Origin of the sequence: Streptomyces sp. P9-A4, assembly GCF_036634195.1 — a bacterium.
Classification (GTDB): Bacteria; Actinomycetota; Actinomycetes; order Streptomycetales; family Streptomycetaceae; genus Streptomyces.
Genome location: NZ_JAZIFY010000001.1, coordinates 6288050 through 6313913, shown reverse-complemented (window position 1 = coordinate 6313913; position 25864 = coordinate 6288050). Strand labels below are relative to the sequence as shown.

Annotated in this window: 23 protein-coding genes; 7 read left to right on the top strand and 16 right to left on the bottom strand. The window is 72.5% G+C overall.

Features of this window, described 5'->3' with window-relative positions:
* Window positions 1–60 precede the first annotated feature (60 nt).
* Entirely contained in the window at window positions 61–1626 is a 1566-nt protein-coding gene (locus V4Y03_RS28335) for an SDR family oxidoreductase (RefSeq protein WP_332436754.1), read from the bottom strand.
* Window positions 1627–1805: 179 nt separating this feature from the next.
* Here V4Y03_RS28335 and V4Y03_RS28330 point away from each other — a divergent pair, with 179 nt between their 5' ends.
* Window positions 1806–2813: a MerR family transcriptional regulator gene (locus tag V4Y03_RS28330; RefSeq protein ID WP_332436753.1), complete on the top strand. Its 1008-nt coding sequence runs from the start codon at window positions 1806–1808 to the stop codon at window positions 2811–2813.
* A gap of 33 nt (window positions 2814–2846) precedes the next feature.
* Here the strand turns inward: V4Y03_RS28330 and V4Y03_RS28325 are convergent, their stop codons facing one another.
* The 8 genes from V4Y03_RS28325 to V4Y03_RS28290 form a co-directional block, all read right to left on the bottom strand.
* Window positions 2847–3713, bottom strand: coding sequence for a DUF1295 domain-containing protein (locus V4Y03_RS28325; RefSeq protein ID WP_332436752.1), 867 nt, complete (start codon window positions 3711–3713; stop codon window positions 2847–2849).
* Complete coding sequence (locus V4Y03_RS28320; RefSeq protein ID WP_332436751.1) at window positions 3710–5020, bottom strand: cyclopropane-fatty-acyl-phospholipid synthase family protein; 1311 nt, start codon at window positions 5018–5020, stop codon at window positions 3710–3712. Before V4Y03_RS28320 ends, V4Y03_RS28325 begins: the two co-directional genes overlap by 4 nt.
* On the bottom strand, window positions 5017–5760 hold the full coding sequence (locus V4Y03_RS28315) for a DUF1365 domain-containing protein (RefSeq protein WP_332436750.1): 744 nt from the start codon (window positions 5758–5760) through the stop codon (window positions 5017–5019). Before V4Y03_RS28315 ends, V4Y03_RS28320 begins: the two co-directional genes overlap by 4 nt.
* The gene (locus tag V4Y03_RS28310) at window positions 5757–7016 is read right to left on the bottom strand and encodes an NAD(P)/FAD-dependent oxidoreductase (RefSeq protein ID WP_332436749.1); all 1260 of its coding nucleotides are present in this window, start codon (window positions 7014–7016) and stop codon (window positions 5757–5759) included. The genes V4Y03_RS28315 and V4Y03_RS28310 overlap by 4 nt, the downstream gene beginning before the upstream one ends.
* Before the next feature lie 97 nt (window positions 7017–7113).
* On the bottom strand, window positions 7114–7731 hold the full coding sequence (locus V4Y03_RS28305) for a sigma-70 family RNA polymerase sigma factor (RefSeq protein WP_332436748.1): 618 nt from the start codon (window positions 7729–7731) through the stop codon (window positions 7114–7116).
* A gap of 136 nt (window positions 7732–7867) precedes the next feature.
* Window positions 7868–9241: a cryptochrome/photolyase family protein gene (locus V4Y03_RS28300; protein WP_332436747.1), complete on the bottom strand. Its 1374-nt coding sequence runs from the start codon at window positions 9239–9241 to the stop codon at window positions 7868–7870.
* A 202-nt stretch (window positions 9242–9443) separates the two neighbouring features.
* The gene (locus tag V4Y03_RS28295; RefSeq protein ID WP_317873416.1) at window positions 9444–10094 is read right to left on the bottom strand and encodes a fasciclin domain-containing protein; all 651 of its coding nucleotides are present in this window, start codon (window positions 10092–10094) and stop codon (window positions 9444–9446) included.
* 85 nt (window positions 10095–10179) lie between these two features.
* Entirely contained in the window at window positions 10180–11820 is a 1641-nt protein-coding gene (locus tag V4Y03_RS28290; protein WP_443079834.1) for a molybdopterin-dependent oxidoreductase, read from the bottom strand.
* Window positions 11821–12137: 317 nt separating this feature from the next.
* Between V4Y03_RS28290 and sigK the strand changes: the two genes are divergently transcribed.
* The 4 genes from sigK (at window position 12138) to V4Y03_RS28270 (ending at window position 14888) form a co-directional block, all read left to right on the top strand.
* Window positions 12138–12725, top strand: a complete 588-nt coding sequence (sigK, locus tag V4Y03_RS28285; RefSeq protein WP_443079833.1) for an ECF RNA polymerase sigma factor SigK — start codon at window positions 12138–12140, stop codon at window positions 12723–12725.
* A complete protein-coding gene (locus tag V4Y03_RS28280) occupies window positions 12722–13468 on the top strand; it encodes an anti-sigma factor (RefSeq protein WP_332436746.1) in 747 nt (248 codons plus the stop codon). The genes sigK and V4Y03_RS28280 overlap by 4 nt, the downstream gene beginning before the upstream one ends.
* A gap of 306 nt (window positions 13469–13774) precedes the next feature.
* Complete coding sequence (locus V4Y03_RS28275) at window positions 13775–13978, top strand: hypothetical protein (RefSeq protein WP_332436745.1); 204 nt, start codon at window positions 13775–13777, stop codon at window positions 13976–13978.
* Between the two features lie 112 nt (window positions 13979–14090).
* Window positions 14091–14888, top strand: coding sequence for a TrmB family transcriptional regulator (locus tag V4Y03_RS28270; protein ID WP_332436744.1), 798 nt, complete (start codon window positions 14091–14093; stop codon window positions 14886–14888).
* A gap of 22 nt (window positions 14889–14910) precedes the next feature.
* On the opposite strand, the gene V4Y03_RS28265 is transcribed toward V4Y03_RS28270, so the two are convergent.
* Window positions 14911–15897 carry a helix-turn-helix transcriptional regulator gene (locus V4Y03_RS28265; protein WP_317873412.1) on the bottom strand — a complete coding sequence of 329 codons (987 nt, stop codon included), beginning with the start codon at window positions 15895–15897 and terminating at the stop codon, window positions 14911–14913.
* A gap of 401 nt (window positions 15898–16298) precedes the next feature.
* Between V4Y03_RS28265 and V4Y03_RS28260 the strand changes: the two genes are divergently transcribed.
* Both V4Y03_RS28260 and V4Y03_RS28255 read left to right on the top strand, forming a co-directional pair.
* Window positions 16299–17036: an AfsR/SARP family transcriptional regulator gene (locus tag V4Y03_RS28260; RefSeq protein ID WP_332436743.1), complete on the top strand. Its 738-nt coding sequence runs from the start codon at window positions 16299–16301 to the stop codon at window positions 17034–17036.
* Entirely contained in the window at window positions 17033–17563 is a 531-nt protein-coding gene (locus V4Y03_RS28255) for a hypothetical protein (RefSeq protein WP_317873410.1), read from the top strand. Before V4Y03_RS28260 ends, V4Y03_RS28255 begins: the two co-directional genes overlap by 4 nt.
* Here the strand turns inward: V4Y03_RS28255 and V4Y03_RS28250 are convergent.
* The 6 genes from V4Y03_RS28250 to V4Y03_RS28225 all read right to left on the bottom strand — a co-directional run bounded on the left by V4Y03_RS28250 (window position 17536) and on the right by V4Y03_RS28225 (window position 25849).
* The gene (locus V4Y03_RS28250) at window positions 17536–18492 is read right to left on the bottom strand and encodes an LLM class flavin-dependent oxidoreductase (RefSeq protein WP_317873409.1); all 957 of its coding nucleotides are present in this window, start codon (window positions 18490–18492) and stop codon (window positions 17536–17538) included. The genes V4Y03_RS28255 and V4Y03_RS28250 overlap by 28 nt on opposite strands.
* Before the next feature lie 47 nt (window positions 18493–18539).
* The gene (gene lanM / locus V4Y03_RS28245; RefSeq protein WP_332436742.1) at window positions 18540–21359 is read right to left on the bottom strand and encodes a type 2 lanthipeptide synthetase LanM; all 2820 of its coding nucleotides are present in this window, start codon (window positions 21357–21359) and stop codon (window positions 18540–18542) included.
* On the bottom strand, window positions 21356–23542 hold the full coding sequence (locus V4Y03_RS28240) for a peptidase domain-containing ABC transporter (protein WP_332436741.1): 2187 nt from the start codon (window positions 23540–23542) through the stop codon (window positions 21356–21358). The genes lanM and V4Y03_RS28240 overlap by 4 nt, the downstream gene beginning before the upstream one ends.
* 226 nt (window positions 23543–23768) lie before the next feature.
* Window positions 23769–23942 carry a class II lanthipeptide, LchA2/BrtA2 family gene (locus V4Y03_RS28235; RefSeq protein ID WP_317873406.1) on the bottom strand — a complete coding sequence of 58 codons (174 nt, stop codon included), beginning with the start codon at window positions 23940–23942 and terminating at the stop codon, window positions 23769–23771.
* 255 nt (window positions 23943–24197) lie between these two features.
* Window positions 24198–24935: a hypothetical protein gene (locus V4Y03_RS28230; RefSeq protein ID WP_332436740.1), complete on the bottom strand. Its 738-nt coding sequence runs from the start codon at window positions 24933–24935 to the stop codon at window positions 24198–24200.
* Entirely contained in the window at window positions 24932–25849 is a 918-nt protein-coding gene (locus V4Y03_RS28225) for an ABC transporter ATP-binding protein (protein WP_332436739.1), read from the bottom strand. The genes V4Y03_RS28230 and V4Y03_RS28225 overlap by 4 nt, the downstream gene beginning before the upstream one ends.
* Window positions 25850–25864 lie beyond the last annotated feature (15 nt).

Below are 25864 nucleotides of genomic sequence, written 5' to 3'. Positions count from 1 at the left end.
CGAGCCGGCTCTTGACGTCAACTCAGATAGCCGCTGTGGAAGGGCCGTTCGGTCCGAAGGTCACCTCCGTCCACGGCGTTTCCCGCCGCCCGTCTCCGTCTCCGTCTCGTTCTCCGTCTCCATCTCGTTCTCCGTCTCCGTCTCGGCGGTCCGGGCGATCTTCCTGGCCATACCGCCGAAGACCACGGCGTGGAAGGGGGCCACACTCCACCAGTACGCCTGCCCCGCGAGGCCCCTGGGGTGGAAGAGCGCCCTCTGCCGGTACGAGGTCCGGCCCCGCTCGTCCCGGTCGACGGCCATCTCCAGCCACCCGAGGCCCGGCAGGCGCATCTCGGCCCGGAGACGCAGCAGGCGTCCGCGCTCGATCTCCTCGACACGCCAGAAGTCGAGCGCGTCACCGACCCGGAGGCGTACCGCGTCGCGGCGTCCCCTGCGCAGCCCCACTCCCCCGGCGAGCCGGTCCGCCCACCCCCGGACGGCCCAGGCGAGCGGGAAGGAGTACCAGCCGTTCTCCCCGCCCACCCCCTCGATGACGCGCCACAGCGACTCCGGACTCGCGTCGACGGTGCGTGACCTCTCGTCGGTGTAGAGGCTGCCGCCCGCCCAGTCCGGGTCGGTCGGCAGCGGGTCGCTCGGCGCCCCGGGCGGTGAGGCGGAGGACCAGCGGGTGGTGACCCGCGCCTCACGCACGCGGCGGAGCGCCAGCCGTAGCGACTCCCCGAAGGGGATGGGTTCCCCGGGGCCGTCCGGGACGTACCGGGCGATGTCGTTCTCGGCGCAGACCACCTCGTGCCGAAGCGATTCGGTGAGGGGCCGGGCGAGCGACGCCGGGACCGGTGTGACGAGGCCGATCCAATGGCTGGACAGCCGGGGCGTGAGGACCGGTACGGGGACGATCAGGCGTCTACGGAGACCGGCGACCTCCGCGTACCGCGTCATCATCTCCCGGTACGTGAGCACGTCGGGACCGCCGATGTCGAAGGTCCTGCTGACGTCGGGAGCCATGCCGGCGCTCCCCACCAGATACCGCAGCACGTCGCGGACCGCGATGGGCTGGACCCGGCTGTCGACCCAGCTCGGCGTGACCATGACGGGCAGGCGTTCCGTCAGGTACCGGAGCATCTCGAACGAGGCCGATCCGGAGCCGATGACGACGGCGGCCCGCAGCACGGTGGTGGGGACGCCCGAATCGAGGAGGATGCGGCCCACCTCGGTACGGGAACGCAGGTGGGGCGAGAGCTCTTCCTCCGCCACTCCGGGCGGGACGAGGCCGCCCAGGTAGACGATGCGCCGCACCCCGGCGGATCGCGCCTCGGCGGCGAAGGTACGGGCGGCGAGCCGGTCGGTGCGCTCGAAGTCCGAGGTCGAGCTCATGGAGTGGACGAGGTAGTAGGCGACGTCGATGCCGTCGAGCGCGTCGCGGAGACTCGCGCCGTCGGTGACGTCCCCGCGTACGGTCTCCGCACGGTCCGCCCAGGGAAAGTCACGGAGCTTGTCCGGGTGCCGCGCGAGGCACCGCACACGATGGCCGGCGTCGAGCAGCTCCGGCACGAGGCGGCCCCCGATGTAGCCGCTCGCGCCGGTGACCAGGCAGCGGGCGCCCTCGGACGGGGTGGAAGTGTCCATGCGCTGATCCGTTTCACCGATTGCGGCGGCGTACACGCCCTGCACCGCTTCTTCATCGTCGTGGGGGCACGCGGATGCGGGCCGGGCGGCAGAACCGGAGCGGACCCCCTGCCGGACGGCTTCGCCGCACGGGGACCGGGCCCCCCTTCGCATCGTTTCCGCGTCGTATGATGAACGACATGTCCGATTCGGCTCACGGGATCACGACGGGCGCCGTGGCACGGCGTCTGGGTGTCTCCCCCACCACGGTTCGGTCCTGGGACCAGCGGTACGGCATCGGCCCCGCCGTGCGCGCGGACGGACGGCACAGGCGGTGGAGCCCCGAGGACATCGCGATGCTCGAGGAGATGTGCCGCCTCACGGCGTCGGGTGTCCCGCCCGCCGAGGCGGCACGGGCGGTCCAGCGGACACGGCCCGTTCCCGGGGCGGCCGTTCCCGGGGCGGCGGGCCCGGCCGCGTCCCCGCAGGACGTTCCCCTGGGGAACACCGGGCGCGCCGGGCCCGGCAGCGGCCTGCCGCTGGGCGACGTACGGCAGGAGTGCCGCGGGCTCGCCCGCGCCGCCGTACGCCTCGACGGTCCGGCCATGGAGCGGATGCTCCAGGAGGTGCTGGCGGAGCACGGGCTGGTCACCGCCTGGGAGGAGATCATGGCCCCCACGCTGCACGCCGTGGGCCGGAAGTGGGAGTCGTCCGGCGACCGCTACGTCGAGGTGGAGCACCTGCTCTCCTGGCACGTCTCCACCGCGCTGCGGCGGGCCGCCGTCACCGGACCGGCGGTCGCCTCGTCGGCCGCTCCGGTCGTGCTGGCCTGCGTCCCCGGGGAGCAGCACACGCTGCCGCTGGAGGCGTTCGCCGCGGGACTCGCCGAGCAGGGGCTGCCGACGAGGATGTTCGGCGCGGCCGTACCCGCGGAGGCCCTCGACGCCGCGGTGCGGCGGTCCGGGCCGGCCGCCGTGGCCCTCTGGTCGCAGGCGCGGTCCACCGCGAACCACGCCCTGGCCCAGCACGTCGCGGCCACGGCCTTCGGGGTGCGGGGAGCGCGCACCGCGCCCCTCGTCCTGCTCGCGGGCCCGGGCTGGCTCGGCCGGACGCCCGCTCCCGGGATGGTGCGTCCGACCGGACTGCGTGAGGCGATCGGCGTGGTCTCACGGCTGTACGGCGCGCAGGCCGGGAGCGCCGAAGCCTGACACGGACCCTCACGCGGACCCTCACACGGATCCTCACACGGGGGGAGGGCTCGTCTCCCGTCCCCGGGTCCCGTCGCCGCCGGCCCGTTTCCCCTCCGTCGGCCGGCGGGGAGGCCGGGGGACGAAACCGCTCGTGCGCGCCCGGTAGGCCGCGTACCCGGGGCGATCGGCCATGTGGGCCTCCAGGAGCCGTTTGCCGCTGCCCCAGATGAGTAGGGCGCTCATGACGAGGGGCGAGACGAGGGTGAGCACGGCGGTCGGCCAGGTGGCGCACGCCATCAGGTACAGGCCCCACCAGACGAGGAAGTCGCCGAAGTAGTTCGGGTGGCGGGTCCAGCTCCACAGACCCCGGTCCATGACACGGCCCCGGTTCGCCGGATCGGCCTTGAACAGGGCGAGCTGCCGGTCCCCCACCGCTTCGAAGGCGAGGCCGGCCGCCCACACCACGAGGCCCAGGCAGGCGGTCGCGTCCAGGGGCGCGGGGATCAGGACGGCCACCTGGACGGGCAGGGACACGAGCCAGACCAGGGCGCCCTGGAGGAGGTACACCTTCCACAGCGCGTAGAGGGTGGGGTTGCCACGGGCCCGGGCGAGCATCCGGGCGTACCTGGGGTCCTCCCCGTGACCGCGCCCCCGGCGGGCGATATGGATGGCGAGCCGCAGTCCCCAGACGGAGGTGGCGAGCGCGACGACGGTCCGGCGGACGTCGTCGCCCTGACCGGCCGCGAGGAACCACGCCCCGACGGCGACCGCCGTGAAGGCGACTCCCCAGGCGACGTCGACGATCCGGTGCAGTCCCCTCGCGGTGCCGATCACGAAGGTCACCAGCATGACCGTCAGGGCGATGGCCGCCGAGGCGCCGAGGACGAGGCCCAGGGTCCCGGCGTCGACGGCGCTCATCGGGCGGCTCCCGGTTCGTCGGCGGTGAGCCGGAGCTGGCGGACGTCGAGGTACTGAGAGCGGAATCCGGCCTCGGAGTAGGCGAGGTAGAACTCCCACATGCGCCGGAAGACGGGGTCGAAGCCGAGCGCCGCCACGGCGGCCTCCTCCCGCAGGAAACGGGCGCGCCACTGGCGGAGGGTCTCCGCGTAGTGGTCGCCGTAGCTCGTGTCCCGAGTGACGCGCAGGCCCGCCGCGGCGCTCTCGCGGGCGATGGCCTCGGGAGAGGGGATCAGGCCGCCGGGAAAGACGTACTTGCTGATCCAGGTGTGGGTACGGGCGGTGGCCAGCATCCGTTCGTGCGGCATGGTGATGGCCTGGAGCGCGACGCGACCGCCCGGGGCGAGGAGACGGCGGAGCGCGCCGAAGTAGTCGGACCAGTACTCGGCGCCGACGGCCTCGATCATCTCGACGCTCACGACGGCTTCGTAACGGCCTCGGATGTCACGGTAGTCGAGCAGTTCGACGGTGACGCGGTCGCCGACGCCCGCGCGCGCGACGCGTCGGCGCGCGAGGGCGAGCTGTTCCTCGGAGAGGGTGACGGTGCGGACGCGGGCGCCTCTGGCGGCGGCGCGGATCGCGAGTTCGCCCCAGCCTGTGCCGATCTCCAGGAGTTCGGTGCCGGGACCTGTCCCGGCCAGGTCGAGGAGCCGGTCGATCTTGCGGTGCTGGGCGGCGGTGAAGTCCGTGTCGGGGAGGAGCACCGGCCGTGCCGGGAGGGGGTCGAAGATCGCCGAGGAGTAGCTGAGACCGGGGTCGAGGAAGAGGGCGAAGAGCTCGTTGGAGAGGTCGTAGTGGCGGTGGATGTTCTCACGTGCCCCGTCGGGGGTGTTGCGGTCGGCTGCGGGCCTGCTCCGGACCCAGGCGCCGCGGAGCCGGTGCAGCGGGGCGGGAACGAGGTCGTCGACGTGGCGGGCGAGCACGGTGAGGACGTCGACGAGGTCGTCGGCCTCCCATTCGCCGGCCATGTACGACTCTCCGAAGCCGATCAGCCCGTCGGCGCCGATCCGTCGGTGGAACGCGTCCGGATCGAGGAGCGTGAGGGTCGGCAGGGGGCGGTCGTCACCCGTCCGCTGGTGCCCGAGGGGCGTACCCCGGCCGGTCCGTATCCGCAGCGGCAGCCCGGCGAAGGCGCGCTCCACGAGACGGCGGGCGACGGCGGTGCGCACGGCGGAGGCGCGCGGTGGCCCGGCGACGTCGGGCCAGCGGTCCGGGTCCACCGGGAGCCGGCCGGCGGACGGCTCGGCCGGAGGGAGCGAGAGGGTCACGGGGTGCCTTCCTGCGGGGCGGTACGGGGACGGGGGCGGAGCCCCTTGAGGTAGAGGCGGATGCCGTGGCGTCTGATGCCGAGGGAGACGGCGGCGGTCGGCCAGGGGTGGCGGAGCGCGGCGGCGAGCAGGGTGCTCGTGCGGGCGGGCCGGTGGGTGCCGCGGACCGTGGCCGTCAGGGGGCGGGAGCCGTCCGCGCGGCGGAGCTGGACGGTCAGGTCGAGACGGTCGTCGGGGAGCGGAAGCCGCATGCGGTAGGTGCCCTCGACGTCGAGGAACGGCGACACGTAGAACTCCTTGGCCGTCTCCGCGCGGCCCCGTTCGTCGGGGTGCAGCAGGTAGGTGTGGCGCCCGCCGTAGGTGTTGTGCACCTCGGCGACGACGCGGACGGGGCGGCCGGCGCGGTCGTGGCACCAGTACAGGGTGAGCGGGTTGAAGACGTGCCCGAGGACGCGGGCGTGGGCGAGCATCAGTACGCGTCCGCCCGCGTCCGCCACCCCGTGGGCCGCGAGGCAGGCGTCGAGGCCGGCCCGCAGGGTGGGGGCGTCGCCGTCGAAGTGGTCGGACGGGTCGAAGCGGGCGAGGGGACGCAGGGGCGGGGGCAGGACGGGCGGGTGGTCGAGGTCGATGAGCCACATGTACGTGCGGTGGCGGAGCGCGTAGTGGAAGGGGGTGACGCGGGTGTGGGCGACCTCGGTCTCGTACAGGGCGGGGACGGACGGCGGGGCCGTGCCGGTCATGGCGACTCCACCCCCAGGTGGCGGGCGGCCTCGACACCGGACCGGCAGCCGTCCTCGTGGAAGCCCCATCCGTGGTAGGCGCCGGCGAAGGCGGTGACAGGGGTACGGAGGGTGGGCAGGAGGCGTTGGGCGGCCACGGACTCCGGGGTGTAGACGGGGTGTTCGTACGTCATGCGGGCCAGGACGGTGGACTCGTCGACGCGGTCGCCGGGGTTGAGGGTGACGATGTGGGGCTCATGGGCGGGGAGGCGCTGCAGCCGGTTCATGTCATAGCTGACCTGGACGGATTCCGGGCGGGCGGCGCAGGAGGGCAGCCAGTAGTTCCAGGAGGCCCTGGCGTGCGGGGAGCGCGGCAGGAGGGTGGTGTCGCGGTGCAGGACGGTCGGGTTGCGGGAGTAGGTGAAGGCGCCGAGGACACGCCGCTCCTGTTCGGTCGGGTCGGCCAGGAGGCGCAGGGCCTGGTCGGGGTGGACGGCGATCACGACGGCGGCGTGTTCGGCAGCCTCGCCGTCCGCGGTGACGACGGTCGCGCGGTCGGCGCCGCGCACGACGGCGCGCACCGGGGTCGCGGTCCGTACGGAGACGAGACCCTTCGCGATCCGTTCGACGTAGGCGGCCGACCCTCCGGTGACGGTCTTCCACTGCGGGGATCCCGTCACGGCGAGGAGGCCGTGGTGGTCGAGGAACCGGAACAGGTACGCGGCCGGGTAGCGCAGCGCGGTGTCGGGGGCGCACGACCAGACGGCGGAGACGAGGGGGATCGCGAAGTGGCCGGCGAAGTGGGCGGAGAAGCGGTGGGCCCGCAGGAAGTCGCCGAGTGTGCTCGTGGTGTCGTCGCCCGACAGGAGGCGGCGCGCGGCACGGTGGAAGCGGGGGACGTCGGCGAGCATCCTCAGATGGCGGCCGCGGCGGGCGCCTTCGCCGCCGAGAAGTCCGCGGACCCCGCGCGCGCCGGCGTATTCGAGGCCGCAGCCGTCGCAGCGGACGGACATGCTCATCTCGGAGTCCTGCGTGGTGACGCCGAGTTCGCGGAAGAGGCGCAGGAGGTGGGGGTAGGTCCGCTCGTTGTGGACGATGAAGCCGGTGTCCACATGGAGCGTCCCGCCCTCGGCGGTGGGCAGCTCGTGGGTGTGCGCGTGGCCGCCGAGCCGGTCGTCCGCCTCGTACAGCACCACGCTGTGGGCGCGGGACAGGACGTGGGCGGCGGTGAGACCCGCGACCCCCGCCCCCACCACCGCGACGGTTCGTCCGTTCATCGTCTCCACTCTCCTGTGGCGGCCGTCGGCCGGTCGGCGCGGCGGCCTGGGTTCTGCTGTCGGTTGTTCGGAGCCCTCGGGCGGCCGGACGGGCCGGTCAGGCGACGGGAGCGACGGGCGCCAGGCTGTGGCGCATGCGCCGGAGGCCGCGCCGGGCGTGGCTCTTGACCGTGCCCAGCGGCATGCCGGTGCGGTCCGCGATCTGTGTCTGGGTCAGGTCGGCGAAGTAGGCGAGTTCCAGGACGTCGCGCTGGACGCGGGGCAGCCTGGCCAGTTCTTCGGTGACGACCATCCGGTCGAGGACCCGCTCGGGCTGGTCCTCGGTCCCGGCCTCGTGCTCCAGGGCGGCGCCGAGGGTCGCCGCGAGCTCGGTGCGGCGGGTACGCGCGGTCAGCGTGTCGGCGATCTTCCGGCGGGTGATGCCGGTGAGCCACGCGGGCAGGGTGCCGCGCTCGGGGCGGAAGGTGGACCGTCCGCGCCACGCGGCGACGAACACCTGCTGGGTGATGTCCTCCGCCTCGCGCGGGTCCCCCAGCGCCCGGGCCGCCAGCGTGTGGACCAGACGGCCCCAGCGGTGGTACGCCGCGGCCAGACAGTGCTCGTCGCCGCGGACCAGGCCCCGGGCGATCCAGTCGTCGCCGTCCTCGGCCGGCGTGTGACCGGAGTACGGCTCCGCCGCTTCGACGAGGTGGCTGGTGATCCGGTGTGCGGTCATGGCGCGTCCTCCTGCGGGTGGACCTCGTCGGCCTCGTACGCCCTCACGTTCCGGCCGACACCCTTCTCCGCACAACTCGCATCGTTTTCGCATCGAAATCGACGTCGCGCCCACCGGTCCGCGACGGGGAGACCGGTCAGGAGCTGCTCCGGGCCTCCCGGAAGCGCGCCAGGCCTTCGGAGAGCTCGACCACCGGATCCGGATAGTCGAAGGACGCCCGGTCCAGTCCGGTGAGCCGCCAGGGTTCGTGGACGGCCGGCCCTTCGAGGCCCGCGAGCTCCGGGACCCAGCGGCGGACGTAGCTGCCGTCGGGGTCGTACCGTCTGGCCTGCCGCACCGGGTTGAGGACGCGCTGCGGCCTGGTGTCCGTACCCGTGCCCGCCACCCACTGCCAGTTGAGCTGGTTGTTCGCGATGTCACCGTCCACCAGCAGGGACAGGAAGTGACGCGCCCCCTCCCTCCAGTCGATGTAGAGCGTCTTCACCAGGAAGGAAGCGGTGATCAACCGGCCTCGGTTGTGCATCCATCCCTCGTGGGCGAGTTGCCGCATGGCGGCGTCGACGACGGGATAGCCGGTTCGGCCCTCCCGCCAGGCGGCGAGGTCCGCTTCGGCGCCGGCGCCCCGCCTCCAGCGGTCCTGGCGCGGACGGTAGTCGGCGCCCGCGGCCTCGGGCCGCGCGGCCAGGACCTGATGGTGGAAGTCGCGCCAGCACACCTGCCGTACGAAGGCGTCCGCTCCCGGGCCGCCCCGCCCGCTCGCCCTGTGCACCGCCTCGGTCGCGGAGACGGTACCGAAGTGGAGATGGGGCGAGAGCCGGGACGTGACATCGCCCGCCAGGTCGTCGTGACGGTCCTGGTAGCTGTCGACGTGGTCCGCCAGCCACGAACCGAGCAGCCTGCGCCCCTCGCTCTCCCCGCCCACGGCGAGGGCGGGAGACACACCGGTGACCGCGGTACGTCGTGGAATGCGCTCGGACCGCACCCCCGAGGGGACCCGCACCGATCTGGGGGCGGCGAGCGGTACCCGGAGCGGCTCGGCGGTCCAGCGCTTGAAGTAGGGCGTGAACACGGCGAAGTGATCCGATCCGTACGGAAGGACCTCACCGGGCGGTACGACGTCGACCACGCCGTCGTGCACGTACAGCCGGCAGCCGTCGGCTTCCAGCGCGCGGCGCAGTCGTGACTCCCGTGCCGTGGCGAACGCCGTCACGCCCGCGGCCATGTGCACCTCGTCGGCGTCGGTCTGCCGCACCAGGGCCCGCACCTCGGACACCGTGTCGCCCTCCCGCACCACGAGACGGCCGCCGCGGTCCCGCAGTCCCCGGTCCAGATCGGTGAGGCAGTCGGCGAGGAATGCCAGCCGGTTGGGGGCCGCGAACCCCGCCCGGTCCACGGCCGGGTCCCGGACGAACACCGGAAGCACCTCCTGCGCCCCTTCGAGCGCGGCCCTGAGGGGCGGATGGTCGTGGACCCTGAGGTCGGAGGTGTACAGAACGACGGAGACGGTCATGGCGCCTTCCCTGATCGGCCACCGGCCGCGAGCACGCGCCGGGGTACTGGTGTCGCACTCCTGTATCCGGCGTTCCCCGGGGCCTCCTGCGGCGGATGCACGCGGTGCGGCCCGACCTCCCCGACCCGGGCACACCGGCCACCCCGCATCCCTCGGACGAGGGATACGGGGCCGTCGAGTGCTCCGGGCCGCCCGAGCGGTGCTACTGGGGCATGAGGACGGTGTCGACGATGTAGACGTTCGCGTTGGCGGTCCTGACGTTGCCGCAGACGACCTTGGAGGTGTCGTTGACGGTGTAGGACTCGCCGGAGCCCTTGGTGGTGATCATGCCCTTCTGGAGGGTTTCGAAGGTGCCGTTCTCCAGCTGCTTCGGGGTGAGCCGCTGGCCCACGACGTGGTACGTGAGGATCTTGGTGAGCGTGTCCTTGTCGGCGAGGACCTTGTCCAGGTCGGCCTTCGGGATCTTCGCGAAGGCGTCGTTCGTGGGCGCGAAGACGGTGATGTCCTTCGCGTTGTTGAGCGTGTCGACCAGGCCGGCCTGCTTGACGGCGCTGACCAGGGTGGACAGGGCCGGGTTGTTGGACGCGGCGGTGGCCACCGGGTCCTTGGCCATGCCGTCGAACGAGCCCGCGCCCTCCTTCGGTACGCCCGCGCAGGCCGGGCCGAAGGGCTCGTCCGTCGTCATCGCGTCCTCGGTGGGCGCCTGGCCGGTCCGGGCCTGATCGCCCGCGGCACTCGTGGCGGCTCCCGCCTCGGTGCCGCTGCCGGAGTCGGAGCACGCGGCGAGCGAGAAGGGGAGGAGGGTCGCGGCGGCCACGGCGAGCGCGCTGCGGCGGATGCGAAGGGTGTTCATGTCGGGTGCTCCTTGAAGGATCGGTTGTCGTTCTTCGGAAGGGCAGTGGTGCTTGCCGGGCCGGCGGTCGGGCCGGTCCGGTGGCCTAGGTGACGGTGACGAACACGCTGTGCCGGCCGCTCGCCCCGTCGGGGATGGTCCGGGCGCGCCGCTCGGACTGGACGGCGCCCGTCCCGTCGGTGGCGCGGACGGCGAGGGTGTGGCCGCCGCGCGTGGCCTGCCAGCGGTAGACCCACTGGCGCCAGGTGTCGACGGTGTCCTGCGCGGCCAGGTCCGCGTCCTGCCAGGGCCCGTCGTCGACACGGACCTCCACGCGGGTGACGCCTCTCCGCTGGGCCCAGGCGACCCCGGCGACCACGACGGTGCCGGCGGCGGGCCGCGCGAACGGGCGTGGGGTGTCGATGCGGGACTGGGTCTTGACCGGCGCCCTGCGGGCCCAGTTCCGCTTCACCCAGTAGGGGTCGTACGCGTCGAAGGTGGTGAGTTCGATGTCCTCGATCCACTTGCAGGCCGACACGTATCCATAGAGCCCCGGGACGAGCATGCGGACCGGGAAACCGTGGTCGAACGGCAGGGGCTCGCCGTTCATGCCGACCGCGAGCATCGCGTCCCGTCCGTCCATGACGTCCTCGACCGGGCTGCCGAGGGTCATGCCGTCCACGGACCGGGCCACGAGCTGATCGGCCCCGCCGCCCTTCGACGGTGGTCTCACCCCGCAGTCGTCCAACAGGTCCGCCAGCGGGACGCCGAGCCAGCGGGCGTTGCCCACATAGGGGCCGCCGACCTCGTTCGACACACAGGTGAGCGTGATGTCGCGTTCGATCAGGGGGCGCGCGAGGAGATCGGCGAGGGTGTACGTACGGGCGCGGGCGAGGCCCTCGCCGTGGATCCGCAGCCGCCAGGTGCCGGCGTCGACCTCGGGGACGACGAGCGCGGTGTCCACGCGGTAGAAGGCCCGGTTCGGGGTGGTGAACGGAGTGATCCCGGCGGTCCCCAGCCGCGCACCGGCCGGTACCGCAGGCGCGGGTGAGGCAGGTGCGGGCAGGACGAGACGGTTGCGTGAGGCCACGGCGTCCCGGCCGCGCCGCGCACCGAGGAAGCGCCCCAGAGCGCCGGCTCCCGCAGCTGCCCCGGCCGTGACGGCGGCGGCGGTGAGGAAACCGCGCCGGTTCCAGCGGCCCGCCCCTCCACCGCCTTCGGGCCTTCCGGTCCCCGGCCCGGGAACCGCTCGGAACCGGCCCGTCCCTCCACCGTCTTCGGGCCGACCGGTCTCCGGCTGGGAAACCGCCCGGGACGCCAGCAGGCAGAGGACCGCCGCTCCGGTCAGCGAACCGATCACGGACGGCAGCACGTCGGCGGGGCCCGCGTCCGGCCGGCTCATCGCCGCGATCGCCCCGACCAGGCCGAACAGCAGGACCCCGGCCGCGCCGGTACGCCGATGACGCGGGGCGAGCAGACCGAGCCCCGTCGCGATGAGGACGACGACAGCGAGGATGCCGATTTGCAGGACCGACTTGTCGTTCTCGCCGAACGAGCGGATCGCGAAGTCCTTCACCGCGGACGGTGTCCTGTCGATCACTGCCCCGCCCACCACCGCGACCGGCGCGGCCGCCGGGCGCACGAGGCCGGCGACGAGTTCTGCCACCCCCAGGGCGGAGAACCCGGCGACCAGACCGGCCAGAACTCCGGGCCCCGCCCCGACGACGATGTTGCGGAAGTTGCTCACGACGGGAATTCGGCGGCCACCGCCCTGCGGATGGGTCCATCAGCCGAAAGAGTGAGAGCCCGCTGCTCCCTGACAGACGGACCAGGATGCGCGGCAGGGCCTCGGGACGCCGGTGAAGTCACGGCGGACATCCCGCTCATCGGCCCCATCCGGACGCGTCTCCGCTACGAAGGGCTCGCAGAGACATCCCGTGACGCTGCGACCGGCCCGTGCCGGGCCAGGCTCTACCGACGAAGGACCAGCATGCGATGGACAGCCCTCCCCCACCCGGCCCCGCCCGACCGCTTCGTCTCGTCGCGGGCGACGGAGAGCCCGAGGTGAACCGACCACTCCCCTTCGACCGCGCCACGGACAGCACCGACCCCGATCTCGCCGCGGTCATGCACCGGGTCGCCCGGGGCGACAAGGACGCCTTCTCCACCCTTTACGACGCGCTCGCACCGATGGTCTTCGGCATCGTCATGAGGCTCGTGCGCGACCGTGCCCAGTCCGAGGAGGTCGCTCAGGAGGTCATGATCGACCTGTGGCGGCGGGCCGCCCGCTACCGCAGCGAGGCCGGCTCGGTCATCTCCTGGGCGGCCACCATCGCCCACCGCCGGGCGGTGGACCGGGTCCGCTCCGCCCAGGCCGCGACGGACCGCGAGAACGCCCAGGCCGCCCACGGTCACCACACCGCCTACGACGACGTCGCCGAACGAGTCGAGACCCGCCTGGAGAGCGAGCAGGTCCGCCGCTGCCTGCGCGGCCTCACCGAACTCCAGCGCCAAGCCGTGACATTGGCCTACTACCAGGGACTGACCTACCGTGAAGTCGCCGAAACCCTGCGCACGCCCCTTCCCACCGTCAAGACGCGCATGCGCGACGGCCTCATCCGGCTCCGCGACTGCATGGGGGTGACCGCGTGAACGCGTCCGACATCCACATCCTCGCCGGCGCCTACGTCCTCGACGCCCTCGACGCCGAGGAGGCCGATTCCTTCACCCGCCACCTCGCCCGATGCGAGGCATGCCGGCGGGAGGTGGCGGAGTTCCGGGCCACCACCGCACGCCTTGCCGGTGCCGCGGCCAAGGAACCGCCCGCCACGATGAAGCAGCGCACGATGGAGGCCGTCACCGGCGTACGCCAACTGCCCCCACGACTCAGCACCCCGCCGGTCACGAAGACCATCGGCGGCCGGCTGCGCCGCGGAGCCTGGCCTCTGGGACTGGCCGCCGCCCTGGCCACGGCCGTGTCCTTCGCCGGTCTCACCGGCTGGCAGTACCGGGAGGCCCAGCAAGCCGAACACCGCACCCAGCAGGCGGAACAGAGCCTCGCCACCATCAGCGGTGTCCTGGCCGCATCGGACGCGCGCACGGCACACGGCAGGGCCACCAACGGGGCCTTCACCACCGTCGTCACCTCCGCGCGCCAGAACCTGGCCGTCTTCACCGCGACCGGACTCCCGGCACCCGCCCCCGGCCGCACCTACCAGCTGTGGCTGCAACAGGACGGCGTCATGCGGTCGGCCGGATTCATCCACGAGGACGGCACCGTCCCCCTCCACGGCGACCCCGGCACCGCCACGGCGATCGGCCTCACCCTCGAACCCGACGAAGGATCGCGCCGGCCCACCACCACCCCGCTGCTCCTCATGGAGATGCCCACCTGATGCATCGCGGGCCGGATGTGCTCGATTCAGGTAGTAGCCGGCGCAGCCCCGGAATCCATCGCAGCCGCCGTCGTCGGCCCCGCCCTGGGGCGCCTGGGAGGCGCTTTCACCGCCCTGCCCCCCGTACCACCGGCCCGTCCGCGGTGCCCCCGGTTGGCAGGATCGTGCACGGCGGAGAGGCAGGAGCGTGCCAACGCGGGGACTGTGGAGGAAGGACGATCGCTGCGATGCTTCCGACATCGTCGGGGATCTCGCCCCGGGCACTCCCGAAGTTGCGGCGCCCCGGGCGCCCGGAGGGGAAGAACCATGATGCGCACCGTCATCGGCAGGGCCATCCTGGGGATCGCGGCGGCGGGGCTGATCGTGTCGGCGACGACGGGTACGGTCCGCGCCCTCGCGGGGGACAGCAAGCCGACGGACACGGCCGTCGTACTGGCGGACGACCACTGTCTCGGCGCCGCTGACCCGTGCCGGCCGGTCAACGGCTGGCAGAAGAAGCCGGGCACCTGATCCCGGGCGGCGAGCCCGCCCGGCGGCGGGTCCAGTGGTCCGGGTGCCGAGCAGCACACCCGGACCACCACCTCTCCGCTCATCGTCACCGACCGACTGTGGAGCACCACCGATGCACCGCATGCAGTTCCTGGGAATCAGCCCGGCGGAGGAGGAGACCTACCGCCACCTGCTGAGGCACCCCGGCAGCAGCGTCGACGAGATCGTCGCCGCGCCATGGCACCCCCGCGGGACCGGCGCGGCGGTCGTGGCACGGCTGAAGGCCCTGGGGGCCGTCGTCGAGGACGACGGAGCGCTGTGGCCGGAGAAGCCGGAGCTGGTGGTGGGCCGGCTGGCGGAGCGGCTGCTGACCGAGCTGCACACCATCACCCGCGGCCTCGCCCAGATCTACCCGATGGTGCTCTCCCTCCAGGACGAGGCCGCCGTCGGCAGCCTGCCCGAGGAGGTCGACACGCCACCGCCGGACGGTCGGTCGGTGGAGCGGATCACCGATCCCGCCGCGCTGCGCGCCAGGGTGGAGGCGCTCGCCCTGGGCGCCCGCTACGAGGTCCTCGCTAGTGGGCTCTGCGAGGAGTCCGAACACCGGCCCCCCTGGGTGACGGTGTCCCTGTGCCTGCGGATGCTGGACCGCGGCGTCACCGTGCGGCTCCTGGTGTGGCGGTCCGCGCTCGCCGGCCCGGCGGTCGTCGCCCACCTGCGCCGACTGGCCGACGCGGGCGCGCGGGTGCGGGTGCTGCCCACCTCCGACGGCCCGATGGTGGTGCACGACGGCCGGACCGTGCTGGTTCCGGTCGTGCCCTCGGACATCGGCAGGGGCGCGTTCGTGACGGGTGAACCGGGCATGGTGAGCATGGTCGTCAACCACTTCGAGCGACTGTGGGCGGACGCCCGGGAGTTCGAGGACGGCTGACGGCCGGGCGGACGACCGGCGGTCAGACCCACCCCCGTTCTCTGGCCAGCAGCGCCGCGTGGGCGCGGTTCTCCGCGCCGAGGATCCGCATCAGCTCCGAGATGTGGCGGCGGTAGGTGCGCAGCGCGGCGCCCACCTGGCGGGCGCCGGTCTCGTCCTTGGCGACCGTGCACATCGCCCGCAGCACCTGCACCTGCAGATCGGTCAGTTCGGGTTCGCCCGACGGGCTCTCCCCCGGCCCTACGAGGTCGGCGAACTCCACGGCCCCCGCCCACAGCCGCTCGAAGTTGTTGACGACGGCGGTGACGATGCCCTCCTCGCTGGAGCAGAGGGCGCCCTTGGAGGTGACCTTCGGGTCCACCGGGACCAGCGCGGTGTGCCGGTCGTACACGATCATCAGCTCGCTCAGGTCCTCGATCACCCGGATCCGGGCCCCGGCGTCGGTCAGCTCCTGGAGGTAGGCCCGCGTGGCGGCGTCCGCCACCGCGGAGGCGCGGACCAGGGTGCGAAGGACGACGCCACGGCGCAGGCAGCGCAGGTCCAGTTCGCGGGAGCGCTCGATGTTCTCCGGGGTGAGCGCGGTGTAGGGCTCGGAGGACAGGACCTCCGTACGGGCGAAGAACGCCAGTTCGTCCAGGCGCTCGCGGATGGCCGACAGCCCCATCAGCCTTTCCATCGGGGCCTGTTCGGAGTTCGAGCCACGGTCGTGCGCCTCACGCCGCAGGGCGTCCACGAGGGGGTTCAGGTCGGAGAGCGTGCGGATGGTGCTGTAGAACTCGTCCAGGCGTTGCTGGGCCAGCCGGTTGACCACCAGCTCCGGTTTGTGCGGCCACGCCTTGCCGTCGCCCTCACGGATGACCTGCAGCTCCCGCAGTCGACGCACCGCCGCCTCCGAGACGAGCCGGTCCTGCCGTACCAGGACGTGCACGTCGTCGAGTTCGACTCCGGGGTTGCGCAACAGGTGCCGGTAGATCTCCTCTTCCGCCGCCGTGAGGCCAAGGACCGCCATGTGGTACACGATCAAGAGGCACTCCGCGGGAGAAGGCTGGGAGGGGTGGCCGACGTCTGCTGCCGGGATTGTAGAAGGTGCGTGCACGAAGGGTAAAGGTTTCCCCATGCGTCGATGGTGACCACATCGTGAGATCCGCAGGAGAGGGACGATCGGGCCGGATCCTGCATCGGGTTGGCCGGATGCGGCCAGCAGGCCTTGTTCCTCCCCGCCTGAGGCGCTGCCATATTCGGCCCGGAGGGAGGCGTGGTGCCGACCACACGACGTCGGGGGACACGATGCCGTCGGCGGCGACCCCTGCGGCGGGGTCCGGTACGTGCCTGAGCACTTCACACGAGAGGTGACGGAGCCAGATGCTTTTCCGACTGCTGGGGCCTGTGAGAATCGCGGGCGGTGCCGAGATGCAGTCGGCCGCCCGCCGCGCCCTGCTCACCGCGCTGCTGCTGCGCCGGGGACAGTTCGTCGGCATGGGCGAGCTGACCGAGCTGTTATGGGACGAACCGCCGAGCTCCGCCGTGGCCAACATCAGGAGCCACCTCACCGGACTCCGCCGTGGCCTGGACTCCGAGCAGCCGGGACTGAGCAAGCGGCTGACCACCAGCCGGGGCGCGGAGACCGGGTACGCCCTCACCGTCGACGCGGACGAACTCGACCTGTCGCGCTTCCTGGGGCTCGCCCGGCAGGGCCGGGAACTGCTGGCCGCGGGCGACGACCGGAAGGCGGTCGGCATCCTGGACGAGGCCCTCGCCCTCTGGCGCGGCCCTTTCGGTCAGCGGCTTCCGGCCACCCGGTGGTTCCACGCGCACACCGTGGGCCTCAGCAACACCCGCTTCGAAGCCTGCCAGGACTTCTTCACCGCCTGTCTGCTGACCCACCGGACCGAGATGCTGGCGTACCGCATCGAGACGGTCCTCGCCGAGGCCCCCTACCGGCAGAAGCTGTGGCAACTGCTCGCCGCCACCTACTGCGCGCAGGGTGACGTGGCCAGCGCGCTGGGCGTGATCGAGAGGTGTCAGGCCGTCTTCGCCGACGAACTGGGCCTGGACGTCCCTCCCGGCGTCGAGGCCATCCGGGCCGCCGCGCTCTCCTGGGACACCGAGGGAGCGCACCGCCTGGTGGCAGAGATGGCGCGCCGGTGAGGGCGGGCGTCCGGCCGGCCGGGGTCCGGCGGCGGCTCCGGTCGCTCGCGCTGGGGGAACTGGTCAACGTCCCCCTGCAGACGGCCATCTGGTTCGGCGTGGTCGGCGTGCCGGCGACCGCCGCCAACCTCCTCGGGTTCGCGCTGGTCATCCTGCTGCTGCTGGAGGGCGCCGCGTACTGGACGGTGAAACTCCGCGCCCTGTCCGCGGGCAGCGGTGCGCCGCTGCCCGCGGCGGCCGTGTTCGCCGCCGCCCGGGTGGTCAACATGGTGCTGCTCGGGCTCGGCGTGCCGCTGACCGTCCTCATGGTGGCCGACGAACCCGGGACCGGAACCGTCCCGGGCCTGCTGTTCGCTCTCTTCGCCGTCCTGGAGCACGTCAACTACTTCCACACCCAGCTGATGTACGACACCCCCGAGGACCGGCGCAGCCGCCGCAGGAACGGCCGGCGCCGGGCACATCTGGCCCGTGACCTGGAACGGGCCCGGAAGCGGCCCGTTCAGGGCGCGGACTTCAGGATCTCGTAGAGGTCGGATGCGGCGGCCCGGGGCCCGTGGACCGCGCCGACCCCGGTGACGTTGAGGACCACCTCGTCCACGCCGAGCGCTCGGTAGGCGTCCAGCCGCTGGTGGATCTCCTCTGCCGTCCCGTAGAGGAAGATCCCGCCGTCCACCAGGGCGCGGACGTCGTCGGGCCCGCCGTCGCCGACGACGGGGATCCCGGCCCGCCGCAGCACGGCCTGATAGTGGGGGAACTGGATGTGCCCTCCACAGGTCGCCCGCAGCAGTTTCGCCATGTCCCGGTCGGGGCCGGCCAGCGCCACCGGGACGTACGCGGTGACCTTGGCCGGCTGCTCCGGGCGCCGCTCCTTCGCCCTCAGCACCGCCGGGATCAGGAACTCCTCCAGGTACGCCGCCGAGGCCATCCAGGTGATGACCACATCGGCCAGCTCTCCGGCGAGTTCGGCCATCCGCTCCCGCAGGACGCCCAGGCCCAGCGACACCTCCGGCTTGTGGAACGGCAGGAGCTGCGCCTTGGCGGAGAAGATCTCCCCCTCGCGCTCGCTGATCCCGCCGTCCAACAGGTCCCGGACGATGGTGATGTACTCCCGGCAGGCGGTGAGCTGGCTGGGATAGGGCCGTCCCATGGCACAGGTCTGCGCGGCGAGCGAGCCCGGACCGTAGCCGGCCACCACCTCGTGCCCGGTGGCCAGCGCCACCGACCGGGCCTCGATCGCCGCGTTGTACGGCGAGCGGTAGGGCATCAGGGACACCCCGAACCCGGCGGGCACCCTGATGCCGGCGCCGGCCAGCCAGTTCACGATGTGATGGCTCTCCAGAACGAGGCCCTGCCCCTGCCACAGCCGGGCCGCGCCGCCCCATCTGACGAGATTGGCGAAGGGGATCACCTGCTCGGGACGGGTGGCGTTGACGGGGAGGAGGATCGAGTGCCGCATCCCGGCAGCCCTTTCGACGAGTGGTGGAGCGGTTGACAGGCGGGCGGTCAGCCCCGGGGAGGCGCGGACAGTTCCAGGGGGAGGCGCAGTCCGGCCGGGTCGGCGCCGCCGAGCAGGGCGTCGACCATCAGGTCGGTGTCGCCCACGCCGGCCCAGCCGAGCATGTAGCCGATCAGCGAGGTCCGCCCGGCCGCGCCGGTGAACCAGCCGTCCTCGCGGATCCGGTCGAGGACCTCGGTCTGGTGGGCGACGGCCCGCTCGAACAGGTGCGGGCGTCCCAGCGTGCGGCCCGCGCCGATCAGGCACTGGACGACGCCGCTGCTGCCGTGGCAGGCGGAGAGGTCCACCGCGCGGCCGGGCGGCAGGGCGGTCGCCCGGCCGAGCAGCTCGGCAAGCCGGGACTCGGTCAGCCAGTCCGTCCTGTCCGCCGCGGCGAGGATCTCCGAGCCGGCCAGCAGGAGGCCGGCGGCGCCCTTGCACCAGCCGTGCTCGGCCGGGACGCCGTCCCGCTCCCAGCGGCCGATCAGCCAGTCGGCCGCCTCCTTGGCGGGGCGTTCCAGTCCCAGGACACGTCCGATCCGGGCGGCCGTCCAGCGCAGTCCCAGTTCGCCGTGGGCGAGGTCCGACCAGTGGGCCTCTCGCTCCCGGGCCAGGTGGGACAGGGCCAGGTCGGTCAGCCGCTCGACCGTCGCGGCGTCGGCGGGGAAGGCGGAGCCGTCGCGGCGGAGACGGTCGAGCAGGACCATCAGCAGTCCGGCCGGGCCGTTGGAGAGGTCGGTCTCCAGCACTCCTTCCGCCGCGCGCTCCTGGAGGGCCTTGAGCAGGGCGGCCAGCCGCTCGGACTCGGTCCCCGGGTCCTCGGGGCGCACCAGCAGAAGCGAGGCGGCCCCCGTGAACACCGACTCGGGGCGCTGCAGCAGTGCCTCTCCGTACTCGGCGAGCAGGGTGGTGAGCCCCCGGTCGGCGCTGCCGGCCGGTCCGGCGAGGCTCTCGTCGCGGGCGGCGGCGCGCCCCAGGAAGGCGGCCACGCCGGCCGAGTCGTGGAAGGAGACGAAGTTGCCCGGGGTGATGGTGGAGGCGTCACGGTCCGGGCCGATGCCGCCGACCCATCCGCACTCCTCCCGACCGTCGGGAGCGGTGGACGGCACCCGTATCTCGGCGATCCGGGCGGCGATCCCCCGCCACCAGCCGCCGGGACGGGCCCCGGCGAGCAGGGGCCCTCCGAAGACCCCGGAGGCCGAAAGGCCGCCGGGGGTGTCCTCGCCGCACAGCTCGCCGAAGCACTCCTCCAGGAGGAAGTGGTGGTACGCGTCGGTGCGGGCCGCGTTGTGGGCGGCGCCGCGCCGGGCGAAGTCCGACGCGGTCGCCGAATACACCCCGGGCGTCGACCCGTTGACGGTGCCGAGTGCGTCGGAGTCGCCCCGGGTGACGAAGTAGGGCACGTTGCCGCCGCGCAGCGAGGCGTGTTCCTGGTCCGCCGCGAAGCGCTCGGCCTCCGGGGACAGGTAGTCCTGGTGCATCTTCAGGAGTCCGAACAGCCGCTCGGCCTCCTTGGGGTCCGTCAGGTACTTCGGGTGCGTGGAGGCGTCGATGAACCGCCCGTAGATCATCGTGGAGCGCAGCAGCAGCCGCACCGGCACCTCGGGGTGTGCGTCGAGGACGCGGGTGACCGCGCCGTCCCGCAGGGCCCGCAGGGCCGCGCGGCAGCCGGCCAGGATGGCGTCGAACCACTCGGTGGCGACCAGGTGCTCCTCGCCGAGACGGGGCACGTTGTCACCCTGCCGGTAGTTGAACGGCTCCCGTGACACCGCGATGGCGTCCGTTCCCGGGTCGCGGATCACGGCGCTGGTCATGGACGACGGCTGGTCGCCCGCCACTCCGACGCCGGCCATGATGAAGTCGACCGGCGAGGTCGGGTTCACCATCGGCACCAGCATGGTGGAGGCGACGGACAGCTTGGTGTGGTTCATCAGCACGTCGGGGAGCGAGTCGTCGCCCACCCCGGCGTCCGGCCGGAGCATGGTCTCGGTGTCGATGACGCACGGGTGCTCGCCGCGGGCCAGCAGGTTCTCGTCGTGCAGGTCCGTGGCGCCGATGGCGCCGAACAGCACCGCCAGCGCTCCGATCCGGTAGAAGTAGCGGCCTGGCTGGTCCGCTTCCTCCATGGGGGTCGGCACGGTGAACTCCTGCCAGCCGTGCGTGCCCACGGTGAGCGACCGGGGGACGCAGCGGGACAGCGAGTGCTCCAGATGCGGGTCGACCGCCCGGTACAGGTCGCGGACGAAGTCGTCCGCGGTGAGCGGCCTCGGCTTGAACACCAGCCGGGTTCCGTTGGCCAGGTGAAGGATGTGCACCTGACGGTTGTCGTTGTGCAGGTCGGAGCCGCTGGGCGAGATCCCGGACAGCAGGCGGCCTGCATCGCCCGGCTCGCCGAGCAGTCCGGCCTCGGCGAGGAGCGGCCGGTCGTCGGCGAAGGCGGTGAGGAACTCGCGGTAGGCGTCCAGGGAGTGCGCCAGCATCGTGGCCAGCCGCCCCCGGAGCACCGGGTACTCCGCCAGCAGGGAGTCCGGGACGCCGGGCTCCTCCAGGCGGGCCGAGAAGCGGCGCAGAGCGGTGTCGGCGCCGGACTCCATCGGCAGGCCGAGGCGCTCCCGGAAGGTGTGGAACTCGCCGATGAGCATCCGGTAGGACTGGGTCTCCACCATCCGCAGCAGGGCGTCGTGGGCCTGGTCCACCACGCTGTCGTGGCGGTCCGGGGCGGCGGCCCGCAGCAGCGGTTCGCCCAGCTCCCGGACGACCGCGGAACGGGAGGCCACATGGGAGTAGAAGGGAAGGAAGGCCTCGACGGCCACCGCGCTCTCGCTCATGCCCCGGCACCTCCCGCCAGCAGTTCGGCCGTCCGGCCGGTCCCCTCGGCCGTCAGGCCGGTCTCCTCGGCCGTCGCCGCGTACAGATCCCGGTACACGCTGCCTCCGTCCATCAGTTCTGAATGTGTTCCTTGCTCGACGATCCGGCCCTGGTCGAACACGTAGATGAGGTCGGCGGACTCGATGGTCGACAGACGGTGCGCGATGACGATCTGGGTGGCGCCGATGCTCTCGATCAGCCGGGTCACCCGGCGTTCGTTGACGGTGTCCAGGGATGCCGTGGCCTCGTCCATGACGAGGATCGACGGCCGCTGCAGGAGGGTGCGCACGATGGCCAGCCGCTGCCGCTGCCCGCCGGAGAAGTTGGAGCCCATCTCGGCGACGAGGGTCTGCAGGCCCATCGGCAGGTCGTCGAGGAAGTCCAGGATGCCGACCTCACGGCAGAACTCCCGGACGGTGTTCTCGGGGATGTCCTGGCCCAGGGTGAGGTTCTCCAGGATCGACCGGTTGTGCAGGTGGACCTCCTGCGGGATGTAGCCGATCACCCGGCGCAGGGAGTCCCGGTCGTACGCGGCGGCGTCCCGTCCGCCGAAGCGCACCGAGCCGGAGGTGGGTTCGTGCAGCCCGCAGACGATCCGGGCCAGGGTGCTCTTGCCGGAGCCGGACTCGCCCACCAGGGCGACGCGGGCGCCGGCCGGGATGTCCATGGTGACGTCGCGGACCACCGGTTCGCTGTGCCTGGTGTAGCGGAAGGACACCCGGTCCAGCTCGACCGAGGGGGACGCCAGCTCCTTGACGTCGCCGCCCGTGCCCTCGGGCTCGGTGCGGGTGATGTCGCTCAGCCGGGCCATGTAGCGGCTGGTCTCGGTGAACTCCGCGTACGCCTGGAACACCGAGGTGGAGATCGCGAAGTAGGTGGCGGAGACGGTCTGCACCGCGATCGCCCCGCCGATGGTGATGGTTCCCCGGCCGACGAAGTACAGGCTGGCGAGCAGCAGCACCAGGGGCCCGAACATCTGGATGGTGGAGGCCACTCCGGACACCCGGCCCTGTTGCAGCCGCATCCGCGTCCTCATCGCCCCCAGCGAGTCGGCGTAGGTCTCGCGCCAGGTGTCCAGGTACTGGTCGGCGTAGCCGCCCATCTTGATGGTCGGGATGGAGACGATGGCGTCCAGCTGCAGCGACTGGCTCCTGCCCAGGTGGGTGATCTCCATGTCGACCGCCTCGACCACCCGCAGCCGGGTGGTGGCCAGATAGCCGGCGTTGCCCAGCACCAGGGCGAGCGCTATCAGCCCCAGCCGCCATTCCGCGTGCAGCAGGTAGCCGCTGACGCAGACCATGGTGCCGAGGTCGAGCACGCCCTGGGCCACCCGGGAGGAGAGCATGTCGCGGACGGCGTTGACGCTGCCGAGCCGGAAGAGCAGTTCGCCGGGCTGACGGGTGGTGAAGAACCGGTACGGCAGCGACAGCAGCCGGGTGAACGCGTGGTCCATCAAATGCCGGCCGAGGACCGAGACCAGCGAGGACAGCAGCAGGATCCTCAGCAGGTGCAGCAGGTAGTAGCCGACCGCGGCGCCGACCACCATGCCGATGACCCACAGATGGTCGCCGAGCTCCGTCCAGCCGGAGAACCGGTCCACGGACCACTCGGTGAGCAGCGGGATCCCCAGCACCGCGGCGTAGGCGGCCAGCGACAGGACGCCGACACCGGCCATCCGGCCCCTCGCGCCTTCCGGCAGCAGGGGCATCGTCCGCCAGTCGGCGAAGGGCCGGCGGCGCAGCCGGCGGAACGCGGGCCCGGGCTCGGCGGTGACGACCACGCCGCTGAAGTGCCGGGCGAGTTCGTCCCCGGTCAGCCGGCGCCGGCCCACGGCCGGGTCCATGACGACGGCCTGGTCGCCGTCGAAGTTCTCCAGGACCACGAAGTGGTGGTCGTCCCAGAAGAGGATCACGGGTGAGGAGAACCGGGTGAGCGCGGCGACGTTCCGGGCGCTCAGCAGCCGGCTCCGCATGCCGCGGGACTCCAGGAACCGCGCCAGCTGCCGGGCGCTCAGTCCGTCCCGTCCCGCGTCCATGTCCTCCCGGACCTCGGAGACGCCCTCGTCCCGCCCGTAGTAGCGGAGCAGGGACACGCAGCAGCAGAGACCGCACTCGGTCTGGGCGACCTGGGTGACGGCCGGCACGCGTCGTGCGGTCCGACGTGATTCCGGGCGAGCGCCCATGGCTACCGCACCTCCGGGTTGTGGGATGTCGGGCGGGAAGGGGGGGTTCGGGTGGACGGGACGTCGGACGGGGCGGAGGCCCGGGAAGCCCGGCCGGGGTCGTGAGACCTCGGTCCGCCCCGCCCCGTCCGGCGTCACCGACGCGGCGGTCCGGCTCAGCCGGCCGCGCGTATCAGAGCAGCCGGGTTCAGCACTGGCTGGTGCACTTGGTGGTCGGGCAGGCGGAGGCGGACACCAGGGTCGCCACGGCGGTGACGATGGCGCAGCTCCAGGTCGTGCCGCCGTACACGTCCGCCTCGCCCATCTCGACGAGCTCGAACTCGTCGTAGCCGCCGAGGACGTCGGCCTTCATCTTCTCCATGGTCTTCTCCTTCGTGATGGTCAACGGACATGCGTCCGGATTCTTTTGTGCCGAGATACCGAACGCTTTTCCTCCGTCTCCGGAGGACGCCTCCCAGCCTGTCCTCTCCCCATTCGCTGAACGCATAGACCGGACGATCCCGAGCGCACACAACTGAATTCCTCCGGAAAACGGTCCGGCCCCCACGCATTCGCGCGGGGGCCGGACCTCGGAGATATTCGATGTGGGTATTCCTTCGCGACTGCGGCAGACCCCTCAGGCATCCCGCCGTACGATCGCCCAATGGCCGGCCCCCACCGCCCCCGCCGTCCACAGAACGAGCACGCCGAGGCCCGACCATGCCCCGAGCTCCCCCTCGCCCGCCGAGCCGCGGAGCACCATTCCCCCCGCCACGTCCGGCAGGAACCGCGCCACCTCGCCGACCACCGGGATGTTGCTCAGGATCGTGGAGAGCATGAAGAACAGCGGAAGCAGCAGGGCCAGCGTCGCCGCCCCCGAGCGCAGCAGCGTCGCCACACCCATGGAGAACGCCACCAGGAGGGCCGTGTAGAGCACCGCCCCCATCACGTGCCCCGCCGTGGCCGGTGCCGCCGGCGCCCCGTACTCCCCGATGCCGTTCTGCACGATCAGGAAGGCCGGTACGACGCCCAGCACCGCCAGCACTCCGCTGACCAGACTGACCAGTCCCACCTTGGCGTAGTAGAAGCGGGCCCGGTCGGGGACGGCCAGCAGGCTGGTCCTGATCGACCCCGACGCGTACTCGCCCGTCACCGCGAGAATCCCCATGACCACCAGGACGATCATCCCGAGCGGCACGGCCGAGAGGCCGAGGCCCACCGGGTCGAACCCCGGCGCCGTGAACTGACTTTCGCCGGGAACCGTCCCGTAGACGAATGCCAGCACGATCATCAGACCGAGATAGACAGCCAGCGACCATTTCGGGGACCGCAGCGTCGTCAGTTTGACCCATTCGGAGGCCACCGCGTGCTTCATCGGATCCCTCCGGTCGAGGCGCGGTATTCCGCGTGTTCCCGGGTGAGTTTCATGAACGCCTCCTCCAGCGAACCACCGGATTCGGTCAGCCCGAATACGGTGATGTTCTCCGTGCTCGCGACGACCCCGACCTCCTCCGCGGACGCGCCGCTCACCGCGAGAGTCGCGTCGTCCTGCCGCACGGACTCGATGCCCCGCTCCCCCAGCGCCCGCCGCATTCCCTCGGGATCGGACACCCGGGCCAGTACGGTCATGTCCGAGTGCGCGGCGACGAACGCGTCCACCGGGGTGTCCGCGAGCAGCCGCCCCCGGGCGACGACCACGAGATGGTCGGCGGTCACCGCCATCTCGTTCATCAGGTGGGAGGAGACCAGCACCGTCCGGCCCTCCGCGGCCAGCCCCCGCATCAGCTCCCGGATCCACCGGACGCCCTCGGGGTCGAGCCCGTTGACCGGCTCGTCGAGGAGCAGCACCTCGGGGTCGCCGAGCAGCGCCGCCGCCACGCCGAGCCGCTGCCCCATGCCGAGGGAGAAGCCGCGCACCCGCTGCCGGGCCACCGCGAGCAGGCCGACCCGGTCCAGGACCTCGTCGGCCCGGGTGGCGGGCAGGCCGTGGGACGCGGCCAGCACCCGCAGGTGGTCCCGGGCGCTGCGGCCCGGATGCGCGGCCCGGGTGTCGAGCAGTGCCCCCACCCGGGTCAGCGGGCGTGCCAGGCTCCGGTAGGGGACGCCGCAGACGGTGGCCCGGCCGGCGGTGGGCTCGTCCAGACCGAGGATCATGCGCAGGGTGGTGGACTTGCCGGCGCCGTTGGGGCCGAGGAATCCGGTCACCTTCCCCGGGGTCACGGTGAACGACAGGCCGTCCACGGCGACCCTCTCGCCGTACCGCTTGGTGAGGTTCTGGACCTCGATCATCACAGCACCTTTCGT